The 14,068-nt window shown below is 71.4% G+C and carries 10 protein-coding genes; 5 read left to right on the top strand and 5 right to left on the bottom strand.

The features are described from left to right. Positions 1–47: 47 nt before the first annotated feature. Positions 48–1,178, bottom strand: a complete 1,131-nt coding sequence (gene chvE / locus ACNQOV_RS06455) for a multiple monosaccharide ABC transporter substrate-binding protein (protein WP_022907420.1) — start codon at positions 1,176–1,178, stop codon at positions 48–50. Between the two features lie 179 nt (positions 1,179–1,357). Between chvE and ACNQOV_RS06450 the strand changes: the two genes are divergently transcribed. Continuing rightward, positions 1,358–2,398 (top strand): substrate-binding domain-containing protein, encoded by a 1,041-nt coding sequence (locus ACNQOV_RS06450; RefSeq protein ID WP_022907419.1) that lies wholly within the window; start codon positions 1,358–1,360, stop codon positions 2,396–2,398. Between the two features lie 638 nt (positions 2,399–3,036). On the opposite strand, the gene ACNQOV_RS06445 is transcribed toward ACNQOV_RS06450, so the two are convergent. From ACNQOV_RS06445 to ACNQOV_RS06430, 4 genes are all read right to left on the bottom strand, one after another. After that, positions 3,037–3,987 carry a carbohydrate ABC transporter permease gene (locus ACNQOV_RS06445; protein WP_416393851.1) on the bottom strand — a complete coding sequence of 317 codons (951 nt, stop codon included), beginning with the start codon at positions 3,985–3,987 and terminating at the stop codon, positions 3,037–3,039. Between the two features lie 3 nt (positions 3,988–3,990). Further along, complete coding sequence (locus tag ACNQOV_RS06440; RefSeq protein WP_416393850.1) at positions 3,991–4,941, bottom strand: carbohydrate ABC transporter permease; 951 nt, start codon at positions 4,939–4,941, stop codon at positions 3,991–3,993. A 106-nt stretch (positions 4,942–5,047) separates the two neighbouring features. Continuing rightward, positions 5,048–6,355, bottom strand: coding sequence for an ABC transporter substrate-binding protein (locus ACNQOV_RS06435; RefSeq protein ID WP_416393849.1), 1,308 nt, complete (start codon positions 6,353–6,355; stop codon positions 5,048–5,050). Positions 6,356–6,359: 4 nt separating this feature from the next. Next, positions 6,360–8,336 carry a glycoside hydrolase family 127 protein gene (locus tag ACNQOV_RS06430; protein WP_416393848.1) on the bottom strand — a complete coding sequence of 659 codons (1,977 nt, stop codon included), beginning with the start codon at positions 8,334–8,336 and terminating at the stop codon, positions 6,360–6,362. Between the two features lie 178 nt (positions 8,337–8,514). Here ACNQOV_RS06430 and ACNQOV_RS06425 point away from each other — a divergent pair, with 178 nt between their 5' ends. From ACNQOV_RS06425 to araA, 4 genes are all read left to right on the top strand, one after another. After that, complete coding sequence (locus ACNQOV_RS06425) at positions 8,515–9,594, top strand: LacI family DNA-binding transcriptional regulator (RefSeq protein ID WP_416393847.1); 1,080 nt, start codon at positions 8,515–8,517, stop codon at positions 9,592–9,594. A gap of 445 nt (positions 9,595–10,039) precedes the next feature. Then, a complete protein-coding gene (locus tag ACNQOV_RS06420; protein ID WP_416393846.1) occupies positions 10,040–11,818 on the top strand; it encodes a xylulokinase in 1,779 nt (592 codons plus the stop codon). Further along, positions 11,815–12,525 (top strand): L-ribulose-5-phosphate 4-epimerase, encoded by a 711-nt coding sequence (locus ACNQOV_RS06415; RefSeq protein WP_416393844.1) that lies wholly within the window; start codon positions 11,815–11,817, stop codon positions 12,523–12,525. The genes ACNQOV_RS06420 and ACNQOV_RS06415 overlap by 4 nt, the downstream gene beginning before the upstream one ends. Further along, entirely contained in the window at positions 12,522–14,045 is a 1,524-nt protein-coding gene (gene araA, locus ACNQOV_RS06410) for an L-arabinose isomerase (RefSeq protein ID WP_402267320.1), read from the top strand. Before ACNQOV_RS06415 ends, araA begins: the two co-directional genes overlap by 4 nt. Positions 14,046–14,068: the final 23 nt, after the last annotated feature.

Raw genomic sequence — 14,068 nt, 5'->3', positions numbered from 1 at the left:
GGGGGGGCGCCCCCCCCCCCCGCCTCCAGTCCCGAAGGTGAAGGGGACTACTTCAGGTCGGCCTCGGTGTAGTAGCCGGAGTCGACGAGGACTTCCTTGTAGTTGTCCTTGGTGACGATCGTCGGCTGGAAGAGGTAGGTCGGGACGACCTTGACCTTGTTGTCGTAGCTCTTCGTGTCGTTGACCTCGGGCTTCTTGCCGGTGAGCAGGTCCTCGGCCATGGTGACCGACTGCTTGGCGAGCTTGCGCGTGTCCTTGTAGATGGTCGAGTACTGCTGACCGGCGATGATCGACTTCACGCTGGCCTGCTCGGCGTCCTGGCCCGTGATCGTCGGGAGCGGTCGGTCACCCGAGCCGTACCCGGCGCCCTGCAGGGCCGAGATGATGCCGATCGAGATGCCGTCGTAGGGCGAGAGGACGCCGTTCAGCGTCGTGCCGCCGGAGTACGACTTCGCGATGAGGTTCTGCATGCGGGCCTTGGCGGTCGCCGGGTCCCACTGCTGCGTCGCGGCCTGCGAGAGCTGGTCCTGACCGGACTGGATCTTCAGCGTGCCGTCCTCGAGGTACGGCTTCAGGGTGTCCATCGCGCCGTTGAAGAAGAACCCGGCGTTGTTGTCGTCGAGCGAGCCGGCGAAGACCTCGATGTTGAAGGGGCCCTTCTCGCTGGTCTTCTTGCCGTCCGCGTCGAGGACGCCGAGGCCCGTGAGGAGGCTGGTGGCCTGGTCGACGCCCACCTTGTAGTTGTCGAACGACACGTAGTAGTCGACGTTCTTGTTGCCCGTGAGGAGGCGGTCGTAGGAGATCACCTTGATGCCGGCCTTCGCGGCGGCGTCGAGCTGGTCGGAGAGCGCTCCGCCGTCGATGGACGCGATGATCAGGACCTTCGCGCCCTTCGTGATCATGTTGCTGACCTGCTGCGCCTGCTGCTGGACCTTGTTGTCGCCGTACTCGAGGTCGACCTTGTAGCCGGCCTTCTCGAGGTCGCTCTTGACGGCGTTGCCGTCCTTGATCCAGCGTTCCGAGACCTTGGTCGGCATCGCGACGCCGACGAGGGCGCCCTTGTTGTCGCCGCCACCGTCACCGCTGCCGGTCGCTCCACGTCCCCCTGCGGAGCATGCGGCCAGGCTGACTGCCAGCCCGACGGCCACGATCCCCGCTGCGATCTTGCGCTTCATCATCGAAGTACCTCTTGTTCCTCTCACGTCGTCCTCGACGCGCTGGGTGTGGGCTGCTGTGGCCCGTGGGTGCTGCTCAAAGTGAGCGCTCACATCATGTGGGTTGTTTCACGGGGTGTCAACTCGTCGTGATCGTTTCGCGACCTTTCGTCGGTTCCGAGTGCCGGGGGTACGGTTGCGACGTGACGAACACGACGGCCCCCGGGGGCAAGCGCCACAAGGCGCCGACGATCTTCGACGTCGCCGAGCGCGCCGGGGTGTCGCACCAGACCGTCTCCCGCGTCATCAACGGCGACCCGACCGTGCGTGACCAGTTCCGGGAGCAGGTCGCGGCCGCCGTGACCGAGCTCGGCTACCGTCCGCGAGCAGCGGCCAGGGCACTCGCCGGCGGGCGGAGCCGGGCGCTCGGGATCGTCAGCACCGGCGACGCGCTGTACGGTCCGTCGAGCACGGCGATCGGCTTCGAACGTGCCGCACGCACCGCCGGGTACCACGTGCTGCTGTCCACACTGCCCGAGGACCCCGTGCCCGCCGACCTCTCCGGGGCGCTCGCCTCGCTCCTCGCGCAGGACGTGGCCGCGGTCGTGCTGGTCGCCGCCGACAACCGCGTGCTCGATGCGCTCGCCTCACTCGTCGTCCCCGTGACGGTCCCCGTCGTGGTGGCGAACGCCGTGCAGCCCGACGCGGTCAGGACCGGAGCGGCGCCGAACGTCGCCGCGGTCGCCATCGACCAGGCCTCCGGGGCGGTACTCGCCCTCGACCACCTCTTCGCACGCGGGCACCGGCGCATCGTGCACCTCGCCGGTCCGTCCGTGTCGCAGGAGGCCGAGGTCCGCCGCGCCACCTACGAACGGGTCATGACCGACCGGGGGCTCGAACCCGTCGTCCTCGCTGGCGACTGGACGCCCGCGAGCGGCTTCCGTGCGGCGCAGTCGATCGACGTGCACACCGTGGACGCCGTCTTCGCCGGGAACGACCAGATGGCGCTCGGCGTGCTGCACGCCTTCGCGGAGGAGGGGCTCCGCGTCCCGGACGACATCGCCGTGGTCGGCTTCGACGACATCCCGGAGGCGGCGCACTTCACCCCGCCGCTCACCACGGTGCGGCAGGACTTCATGGCCATGGGGGAGCGGGTGCTCGACTCCGTCCGGGCGCTCGTCGAGGGGCGGTCCCACGACGACCGGCTCCTCGCGCCCGAGCTCGTGGTGCGCCGGAGCGCGTAGGGCGCGCGGGCGCTGGGGCGCCGGGGCGCTGGGGCGCGGGGTTGGGGAGCGCGGGCTGCGGAGCGCGGGCTGCGCCGGGCGCGGCGTACGGTGCGAGGTCCGTCGGTCGGTGCGAGGTTCCCCCCACCGTGCGTGCTTGTAGCGCCGCACGCAGCGGCCAACCTCGCACGGACTGAGCAGTGCGGCACCGTGCGAGGCCGGCCCTGCGCAGCACGGAGCGGACAACAGCGCACCGTGCGCTTTCGTCCGCCCGGTGTCAGCCGCCGGACGTCCTCCGTGGGAACGGCACGGTGCGGAGTTCGTCGGCCGGTGCCGGGTGTGTCGGCCCGTGCGCGGTGGATCAGTCGGGAGGGCGTCGGCCGGTGGCCGCACGGTGCGAGCTCCGTCGGCCGGTGCGAGGTTGCCCGCTCCGTGCCTGCTCGTAGCGCAGCACGGAGCGGGCAACCTCGCACGGACTGGGTAGCGCGGCACCGTGCGAAGCCGGCCCTGCGCCGCACGGTGCGAGGTCGGCCCCGCGCAGCACGGTCCGAGGTCGGCCCCGCGCAGCACGGAGCGGGCAACCTCGCACGGACTGGGCAGCGGAGCACCGTGCGAGGTCGGCGCCGCACAGCACGGGCGCGTCAGGGCGCCCGCGGGCGTCAGCCCTTCAGCGCGCCGGAGGACAGGCCCGCGACGTAGAAGCGCTGCAACCCGACGTAGAGCGCGATGCACGGGATCATCGCCACGACCGACCCGGCGACGAGGTTCCCGTACGACACCTGCCCGTACGCCCCGGTCTGCAGGTTGAGCAACGCGACGGGCAGCGTGTAGAGCGAGTCCTTCGTGAGGAAGGTGAGCGCTCCGAGGAACTCCGTCCACGACGCCAGGAACGCGTACAGCGCAGCGGTCGCGGCACCGGGCAGGAGCAGCGGGCGGAGCACGGACACGACGACCCGGAAGCGTGAGGCGCCGTCGACGAACGCCGAGTCCTCGAGCTCGGTGGGGATCGACTCGAACGCGTTCCGCATCACGAACACCCCGAACGGCAGGTTCACCGTCGTGTAGAAGAGCACGAGCCCGACGAGCGAGTTCGTCAGCTTCATCGCGTTCATCTCGAGGTACAGCGGCGTGAGGATGGCCTGGAACGGCACCATCATCGTCAGCAGCACGAGCCCGAAGACGATGCCGGACCCGCGGAACCGGAACCGCGCGAACCCGTACCCGGCCATCGTCGCGATCACGGCGGTGAGCACGGCCGTGGCGATCGAGACGACGAGCGAGTTCACGACGCCGGTGAGCAGGTGGGACGAGGGGCTGAAGACGGCGGCGAAGTTCTGCCACCCGAGCTGGAAGAACGTCGCGGGGTCCGCCGCCTGCGTGATGACGGCCTCGGACTGGAACGCGCGCAGGATCGACCAGATGAGCGGGACCCCGAAGACGAGGGTGCCGCCGACCCCGGCGATGACGTACAGCGTGCGCTTCACCGCGGTGTCGCGGGGGTGGCGCACGCTGCCCTGGTGGCGACGACGTCGGCCGTCCCCGGAGGTGGTCAGCGTCCGGGTGGACAGGTCCGGGGCCGCGAGGTCGGCACGGGAAGCGGTGGTGCTCATGGCTCAGTCCTTCTCTCGCAGTGCCCAGAACTGGAACACGGTGACGGCGGCGATGACGACGACGAGGGCGATCGACTCGGCGGTCGCCGCGCCGAGCTGCAGGTTCACGAAGCCGCGGTTGTAGATCGCGTTGACGATCGTCGTGGTCTCCGTCCCCGGCCCGCCCTGGGTCAGGATGTAGAACTGGTTGAACGCGAGGAGCGACCCGATCACCGAGATGATCGCGCTGAGGGCGAGGGTCGACCGGATCATCGGCATCGTGATGAGTCGCTCGGTCTGCCACCACGAGGCGCCCTCGAGCTGCGCGGACTCGTAGACCTCGTCGGGGATGCCCTGCATGGCGGACATCACGAGCACCATCGTCAGACCGGACACCGCCCAGACGACGAGCACGCAGATGAGCAGCGTCGCCAGGGGCCCGTTCACGAGCCACGCGGTGCTGCCGTCGGTGATGCCGAGCCAGCGCATGACCATGTTCACGGCGCCGGAGTTGGGCTGCGCCTCGAGCACGAGCATGAACGACAGCGTGGTCAGCCCGACGACGTACGGCAGGAAGAACACCGTGCGCAGGAAGGTGCTCCCGCGTCGGCGGGCCCGGATCAGCACGGCCAGGAAGTACCCGAGCGCCAGGATCGGCACGGTGACGATCGCCGTGTAGAGCAGCGTGTACCCGATGGCGTGCACGAACGTCGGGTCCTGGAACAGCGTTAGGTAGTTCTGCAGCCCGATGAACCGGTACGGCCCGATCAGGGGCCAGTTCGTGAACGAGATGTAGAGCGCGAAGACGAGCGGCGCGAGGACGAACACCGCGACGAACAGGATCGCCGGGGTGACGAGCACGGCGCCGGTGCGCGGCGGGTGCGTGAGTGAGTTCCGGGACGGACCCTGGCGGCTGGTGCCACGGCCGACGGTCGGGCGGCCAGCGCCGGTCCGTCGGTTGGAGATGGTGGTCATGTCTGCACCTCTCTGTGCAACGAGCGAGCGAACGAGCGGGCGAGCGGGCGAGCGGACGAGCGGACGAGCGGACGAGCGGACGAGCGGGCGAGCGAGCGACCGACGCTCAGGCCTGGACCTGGTCGAGGATCCGCGTGTAGTCGGACTGGGCTGCCCGCATCGCGGCGCTGACCCCGGACCCGAACACCGCCTCGCGGAACATGGCGAAGTACGGCGACGAGGGCTGGTTGACGAGCAGGTTGTAGGCGAGCGTCCGCGGCGCGTACCCCTTGTCGATCGCGTCGAGCGGGCCGAACGCGAGTGGGTACTTCTTGCGGTACGCGGGCGTCGCGGCGTCGGACCGCGTCGGGAAGTACCCGCCGTCCGGCAGCGCCTGCTGCTGCTGCAGCCCGTTCGCGTACTGCATGAACGCCCAGCCCCCAGACGGGTTCGCGGCCCCGTTCGGGATGCACATGTTGTCGCCACCGTCGAAGAACGACCGCTTGCCGTCCCACGACGGGATGAGCACCGTCTGCATCTTCGCCCGCAACGCCTTGGTGGCCGCGGGCACGGTCGCACCGTACGAGGTCGGGAAGATGCCGACCTTGCCGGCGCGGAAGTCGGCACCCCACGTGGTCCCGGCGTCCGCGAAGGTCGCCTTCGACAGCGCGCCGTCCTTCCACAGCTGTCGGTAGAACTCGAGCATGCGCTCGAGTGCCTCGTTGCCGGTGATGTTCGCCGTCTGCTCGCCGACCTCGCCGGACATCATGTCGACACCCGTGGCCCAGACGTGCGGCTGCGTGACGAACCCGATGATCCCCGCCGAGTTGCCGGCGATCGACCACCCGTACACGTCGTCGCCGGTCTTCCGGATCGCCGTCGCGGCGGCGAGCAGCGAGTCGAGGTCCTTGGTCGACTCCTCGACGTCGAGGCCGGCCCGGTCGAACAGCTCGGTGTTGACGAACAGCTGCGAGTTGTCCGCCAGGTACGGCAGCCCGTAGTACCGGTCGCGGTACTCGAGCAGCCGCAGGTGGCCGGGCGAGATGGCGTCGAAGTAGTCGAGCCCCTTCACGACGTCGGTGAGGTCGGCGAAGGCCTCGCGGAAGATGAACAGCTGCGAGTTGATGTCGTCGATGTCCACGACGTCCGGCGGCTCGCCACCCCGGATCGCGGTCGCGAGCTTCGTGACGTACTGCCCGTCCGGCACCGGCGTCAGCTCGACCTGGAGCTTCGGGTTCGCCTTGTTGAACCCGGCGACCGCCGCCGTCAGGCCAGCCTGCGTCGCGGACCGGCACCAGACGTGCACGGTGCCGGTCGCGTTCCGCCCGAAGCTCGCGACCTGCGCGTCGACCTTCGGCAGGGTGCCGGAGCACCCCGCGAGGGCGAGGGCCGCCCCGCCGACGAGACCGCCGACGAGGAACGCTCTGCGGTCCATCGGGTCACCGCGCCAGCGGGAGCCACACGCGCATCGGCGCGGCTCCGCGGTTCGCCCAGGCGTAGTACGGGACCGCGGTCGCGGTGACGTCCTGGAGGGACGGTGCGGCCGCCGTGGACCCGGCCGCGTCGTCGACGCTGGTCGCGTCCACGGCGCGATCCGTGCCTCCCGGCCCGTCCAGTCGACGGTACGGCCACGCTGCCTGCACGTGCTCGGCCGGGGCATGCCCGGCGACGCGCAGCGTGACGACGCCGTCGAGGAGATCCTCGTGGCGTTCCTCGATGATCGGCGCGTCCGCGTCGACCGTCAGGTCGTCGACCGTGAACCCCTGCTGGTCCGCCTGCTCGACCGCGTACACGAGCGGGCCGCGCTCGATGGCGACCTGCCCGCGTGCGGCGTCGATCCTGGCGTCGGCGACGTACCGGTGCGGGGTCGTGTCGAAGACGAGCTCGACGGTGTCGCCGGCCGTCCACTCGCGGTCGATGACGTGCAGCGTCCCCGCGGCGGGGCTGTCGGTGCCGTCGGGACCCTGCACGGTCGTGGTGTCCGACCAGGCGGGGATGCGCAGGCCGAGGGCGAGCGGGCCGTCCTCGGTGACCGTCACGCGGACGCGGCCGTCGTGCGGGTACCCGGTCTCGACGTCGACGCGGCCGAGCGAGGCCGTGGCGTACTGGTGCAGCTGCAGGCCGCCGTCGGTCTGGGTCGCGAGGTAGCCATCGAGGCTCGCGAACGTCCGCATGATGTTCGGCGGGCAGCAGGCGCAGTCGAACCAGCCGCGACGCCCGTGCGCGGGGGAGCGGTTCTCGTCCTGGTGCGCGTGGTCCCGCTGCTGCAGCGGGTTGACGTAGAAGTACTCGGTGCCGGCGAGGCTCACACCCGCGAGGAACGCGTTGTACAGCAGGCGCTCGATCGCGTCGGCGTAGACGGGCTTGCCGGTCGCGAGGAGCAGGCGCCAGGCCCACTGGATCCCGCCGATCGCCGCGCAGGTCTCGGCGTACCCGCGGTCGGTGGGGAGCTCGTACGGGTCGCCGAACGCCTCCCAGTCCCAGCGCGCCCCGAGGCCGCCGGTGATGAACGCCTTCGTGGCCATCATGTCCGCGAACTGCGTCTCGCTCGCGGTCAGGAGCTCGGTGTCGCCGGTCTCGATCGCGACGTCCACGGCCCCCGCGGCGAGGTAGACCGCGCGGACGGCGTGGCCCTCGACGGTCGTGGCCTGTCGGCTCGGCACCCGGTCGGAGAAGTACGTCGGCTCGCCGCCGGCGCGCTCGATGATCCCGGTCCCGCGGGCGTCGACGAACCAGTGCGCGAGGTCCAGGTAGTCGCGGTTCCCGGTCTCGCGGTAGAGCTCGACGAGGCCCATCTCGACGACCGGGTGCCCGTCGATGTCCTGCTCGTGGTCGTCGCCCGGGCCGAACGTGCGGACGAGGTGATCGGCGCTCTTGATCGCGACGTCGAGCAGCCCGGTGTCGCCCGTCGCCCGGTGCTGTGCCACGGCCGCCTGGTACAGGTGCCCTGCGCAGTACAGCTCGTGGCTCCACTTGAGGTCCGTGTAGCGCTCGCCCTTCCCGCGGATCTGCTGGACGGAGTCGAGGTAGCCGTCGTCGGCCTGCGCCTGTGCGTACAGCGCGGTGACCTCGCGCTGGAGTGCCAGCAGGTCGTCGGCGGGAGCACGGCCGTACTCCCACGCCACGGCCTCGAGCCACTTCGTGACGTCCGAGTCCATGAAGATCGGGCCCGTCGCGTCGCCCTCCTCGAGGCCGGCGGCGATGCGGAGGTTCCGGAAGTTGCCGGCCGCCTCGAGCAGGGCGTACCCACCACGGATCGCGTCGCGGCCGTTCCGTTCCTGCCGCAGGGCCCAGAAGCCGCCGGTGATGCGGGCGTCGCCCGTCGGCAGCGGACGGAGCGTCAGGTGCGCGGCGGCGGTCGGGAGGACCGGGGTCGCGGTGTGCGCGCGGCTGTCGGTCGCGAGCGTGGTGGTCATGTCGCCTCCTTGCGATGTGACTGCGGTCCGTGTCCGATCGCGTGGTGCATGCGGAAAACGGTTTCTGCGGAGGACGTTACGACACGACCTGGAGGCGCGCAAGGGCTTTGTCCCGCATCTTGCGTATAGTCATGGTCAGTTTCCTGCGTCCGTACCCATTTTCGGAAAGGGGTTTGCCGTGACTCTCGAGCGCGCTGGGAGGACCGTCCGGATCACGGACGTCGCGGCGCTCGCCGGCGTGTCGATCGGTACCGCGTCGAAGGCCCTGAACGGCACCGGACAGCTGCGGGACGCGACGCGCGAACGGGTGAAGGACGCCGCCGAGAAGCTCGGGTTCGTCGGCGATGCTCGTGCCCGCGCGCTGTCCTCGGGACGCACGTACACGGTCGGGATGATCACGACGGACTCGTTCGGCCGGTTCTCGATCCCGGTCCTGCTCGGCGCCGAGGACGCCCTCTCCGCCGGGCAGATGGCCGTGCTGCTGTGCGACACCCGCGACGACCACGTGCGTGAAGCCCACTACCTCCGGTCGCTCGCCGCCCGTGGGGTCGACGGCATCATCGTGACCGGACGCTCCGCCGACGCCCGGCCGCCGATCGACGTGCCGATCCCGGTCGTGTACGCGTTCACGCCCTCGACCGACCCGGACGACGTGTCGGTCACCCTCGACGATGCCGCCGGCTCGGCACGGGTCGCCGAGCACGTGCTGTCGACCGGACGGCGCCGGGTGGCGATCGTCACGGGGCCGGAGCGCCACCGCTCGGCGGTGCGTCGGGTGTCCGGTGCCGCCGAGGTGCTCGGTGCGCACCTCGTCGCGGAGCCGATGTACGGCGAGTGGTCGGAGCGGTGGGGGCGGCAGGCGGTGGACCTGTTGGCCCGAGGAGCGGGGCTCGGATCGACCGGGAGCGGGGCCGGGACCGGGGCTGGGATCGGGACCGGGGTCGGGGTGGGGTCTGCCCCGGATGGGCCCGGCGTCGACGCGATCGTCTGCGGCAGTGACCAGATCGCGCGCGGCGTCTGCGATCGGCTGCGCGAGCTCGGGCTGGCCGTGCCGGACGACGTCGCCGTCACCGGGTTCGACGACTGGGACGTGATGGCGCTCGCGAGCCGGCCGCCGCTGACCACGGTGGACCTGCGGCTCGAGGAGCTCGGGCGGGTGGCCGGTCGCGCGCTCCTCGACCTCATCGAGGGTGGCGCGCCGGTCTCGGCGACGGTGACGCCGTCCCTCGTCGTCCGCGAGAGCACCGTCGGGGCGTAGGGGACGCGGCGCTGCCCGGCCGGTCCGCCCCGGGCGCCCGTCCCTGGCCTGGCGCGCCGGGCGTCGGTCCCGGTGTCGCTTCGAGCGGGCGAAGTACGTCCTCCTCGACGGGTCCACCCGGCGTTGTCTGCCCGCTCGGCGTCGCACGTGCGGCGCGTCCTGCCCGATCGCGGCGGCGCAGCGCGGCTCCGGGATCGGATGCGGCCGTGCGACGCGCTGCCTCGGGGTGCCGTGCTTCGACGTGCCCGACGTGCCCGACGGGCTCCAGTGGGCGGAACACGCCGTCGGTCGGAAGCCGAGTGGGCGTGACACGCCGGTCGAGGTCAGCGAGTGTGACGTATTTCGCCCGCTCGCCCGAGGGGTCGGTGCCGCGCGGCGGTTGCAGGCGTGAGCGCTCACGTACTAACGTGTGAGCGCTCACTCAACGATGAGAGCAGGAGAGAACATGGACGCCGACGAGCGCCGACGACAGGTCGTGGACGGCCGGACGACCCTGGGGATCGAACTCGGCTCCACCCGCATCAAGGCCGTGCTCGTCGACGAGTCGCTCGTGCCGATCGCCTCCGGCGCGCACGAGTGGGAGAACGCGTACGTCGACGGGCGCTGGACCTACTCCCTCGACGCCGTCGAGACCGGACTCCGCGCCGCCTACGCCGACCTCGTGGCCGACGTCGAGCGGCAGTACGGCGTGACGCCGACGACCTTCCGCGCCGCCGGTGTCAGCGCGATGATGCACGGCTACCTGGCCTTCGACGCCGACGGGCAGCTGCTGGTGCCGTTCCGGACCTGGCGCAACACGTCGACCGGGCCAGCTGCCGAGCGCCTCAGTGCGGCCCTCGGGTTCAACATCCCGCAGCGCTGGTCGATCGCGCACCTGGCCCAGGCCGTCCTCGACGACGAGCCGCACGTCGCCGAGCTCGCCGGCATCACGACCCTCGCCGGGTACGTGCACCGCCGCCTCACGGGTCGCGACGTGCTGGGCGTCGGTGACGCCTCCGGCGTGTTCCCGATCGACAGCACGCCGGCCGACAGCGGCCCTGGCGACCCGGGCACGCGCGACTGGGACGACACGATGCTGCGGACCGCCGAGGACCTGATCGGGCTCCGGGACCTGCGTGCCCTGCTGCCCGAGGTGCTCGTCGCGGGGGACGACGCCGGGACCCTCACCCCCGAGGGCGCAGCCTGGCTCGACCCGACCGGCACCCTGCAGCCGGGCGTCCCACTCTGCCCGCCCGAGGGCGACGCGGGGACCGGCATGGTCGCGACGAACGCCGTCGCGCCCCGCACCGGCAACGTCAGCGTGGGCACGAGCATCTTCGCCATGGTGGTGCTCGAGCACCCGCTCAGGACCCCGCACGAGGAACTCGACGTGGTCACCACGCCGTCCGGGGACGCCGTGGCGATGGTGCACTGCAACAACGGCGCGAGCGAGATCGCGAGCTGGGCGCGGGTGTTCGGCCGGTTCGCCGAGGCCGCGAGCGAGCGCACCGGCAGCGCGGCGATCGACATCGACACCGTGTACGCGACGCTGCTGGCCGAGGCCGAGCACGCGGACCCCGACGCCGGCGGCCTGCTGTCGTTCAACTACCTCGCCGGCGAGCCCGTCACGCACGTCGAGGACGGCCGACCCCTGCTGCTCCGCACGCCCGGCGCCCGCTTCACCCTCGGCAACCTCGTCCGCTCCGAGGTGCACGGCGCGTTCGCCACCCTCGCGATCGGCATGGAGGTGCTGCACGGTGAGGACGTCCAGGTCGACCGGATGACCGCCCACGGCGGGCTGTTCCGCACCCCTGGCGCGCCGCAGCGCCTGCTCGCGGCGGCGCTGCGCGTGCCCGTCGCGCTCGAGGAGACCGCGGGCGAGGGCGGTGCGTGGGGGATCGCGGTCCTCGCCGCCTACCTCGAGCACACCGACCGGCACCTCGCGGACTTCCTCGCCGAGACGGTCTTCGGCGGTGACGCCGTGCACGTGGCGGACCCCGAGCCGGCGGACGTGGACGGGTTCCGGACGTACCTCGAGCGCTACCGCCGAGCCCTCCCCGTCCAGCGAGCGGCCGCCGCCGCGACCGGTCAGGACGCGCCGACCGCAGCCGCGACCGGCCAGGACGCAGCGGCCGCCGCTGCGACCGGCCAGGACGGCCCCGGGACCGACGCGACCACCCCCCAACCCGAGCCGACGACGGCAGGCGACCCGCGCCTCCAGGCCGAGAAGGAGCCGACACGATGACGGACCCGACCACCGACGAGACCACGGCGGCCGTCGCTGCCGCGCGGGAGCGCGTCGCGCGCCTGCACGGCGAACTCGTCCGCTACGGACTCGTGATCTGGACCGGCGGCAACGTCTCCGAGCGGGTGCCGGGGACGGACCTGTTCGTCATCAAGCCGAGCGGGGTGTCGAGCGACGAGCTCCGCCCGGAGAACCAGGTCGTCTGCACGCTGGACGGCGTCCCGGCAGACGGCTGGGACAACGCGCACGGCCCGTCCTCCGACACCGCGGCGCACGCCTACGTGTACCGGAACATGCCCGAGGTCGGCGGGGTCGTGCACACGCACTCGACCTACGCGACGGCGTGGGCGGCACGCGCCGAGGAGATCCCGTGCGTGATCACCGCGATGGCGGACGAGTTCGGTGGACCGATCCCGGTCGGCCCGTTCGCGATCATCGGGGACGACTCGATCGGCCACGGCATCGTCGACACCCTGAGCGGCCACCGTTCGAGGGCGGTCCTCATGCAGAACCACGGCGTGTTCACCATCGGCAAGGACGCCGAGGACGCGGTGAAGGCCGCGGTGATGTGCGAGGACGTCGCACGCACCGTCCACATCGCGCGGCAGGGCGGCGAGACCGTGCCGATCGCCCAGGAGGACATCGATCGACTCTTCGATCGCTACCAGAACGTCTACGGACAGAACCCCGAAGGAGCCATGCGATGACGCAGGTGAACCCCCAGGCCACCCTCGACAGCTACGAGGTCTGGTTCCTCACCGGGTCCCAGGGCCTGTACGGCGAGGAGACGCTGCGCCAGGTCGAGGAGCAGAGCCGTGCCGTGCACGAGCAGCTCGCGCCGCACGTGCCCGTGAAGCTCGTGTGGAAGCCGGTGCTGAAGGACGCCGACGGCATCCGCCGTGCCCTCATCGAGGCCAGCGCCGACGACCGGGTCATCGGCGTGACGACGTGGATGCACACCTTCAGCCCCGCGAAGATGTGGATCGGTGGCCTGCAGGCGCTGACGAAGCCACTCCTGCACCTGCACACGCAGGCGAACGTGACGCTGCCGTGGGCGGACATCGACTTCGACTTCATGAACCTCAACCAGGCCGCGCACGGCGACCGCGAGTTCGGCTACGCCCTCGCTCGTCTCGGCGTCCGGCACGCCACCGCGGTCGGCCACGTGTCCGACGAGCGGGTGCAGCGGCGCGTCGCGGACTGGACCCGTGCGGCCGCGGCCGCCGCCTCGGTCCGCGAGCTCAAGCTGACGCGCTTCGGCGACAACATGCGCTACGTCGCCGTCACCGAGGGTGACAAGACCGAGGCCGAGATCGAGCTCGGCGTGCAGGTGAACACCTGGGCGGTGAACGAGCTGGCCGCGGCGGTGGCCGAGGCCGAAGCGGACACGGCGGCGGTCGACGCGCTCGTGGCGGAGTACGACGCGCAGTACGACCTCGTCGACGAGCTGCGTGACGGCGGGTCGCGCCGTGCTTCGCTCCGCGACGGTGCCGCGATCGAGCTCGGCCTCCGCACCCTGCTGGAGCGGAACGGCTCCGCCGCGTTCACCACCAACTTCGAGGACCTCGGCACGCTCAAGCAGCTGCCCGGCCTCGCGGTCCAGCGCCTCATGGCCGACGGCTACGGCTTCGGTGCCGAGGGCGACTGGAAGACGGCGGTGCTGGTCCGGGCGATGAACGTCGCCGGCGCCGGTCTGCCGGGTGGTGCGAGCCTGATGGAGGACTACACCTACGACCTCACGCCGGGCGCCGAGAAGATCCTCGGCGCGCACATGCTCGAGGTCTCGCCGACCCTGACCACCACGAAGCCGACGCTCGAGATCCACCCGCTCGGCATCGGCGGCAAGGACGACCCGGTGCGCCTGGTCTTCACCGCCGACTCCGGCGAGGCCGTCGTGGTCGCGCTGTCCGACACCCGCGACGGCTTCCGCCTCACCGCGAACGTCGTCGACGTCGTGCCCCCGACCGAGGCCCTGCCGAAGCTGCCCGTCGGCCGTGCCGTCTGGGAGCCGCGACCGTCGTTCCCCGTCGCCGCCGAGGCCTGGCTCACCGCCGGCGCCGCACACCACACCGTCATGACGACGGCCGTCGGGCTGCAGGTCGTCGAGGACTTCGCGACCATGGTCGGCACCGAGTTCCTGGTGATCGACGAGCACACCACCGCGCGCGGCTTCCGCGACGAGCTGCGTCTCCAGCAGACGTGGCACCGTCTCGACCGCGGGTTCTAGGGCGCCGGACCGTACGATGAGCG

It is taken from the genome of Curtobacterium sp. LFS084, assembly GCF_047977705.1.
GTDB lineage: Bacteria > Actinomycetota > Actinomycetes > Actinomycetales > Microbacteriaceae > Curtobacterium.
This window is presented reverse-complemented; position numbering and strand designations above follow the sequence as displayed.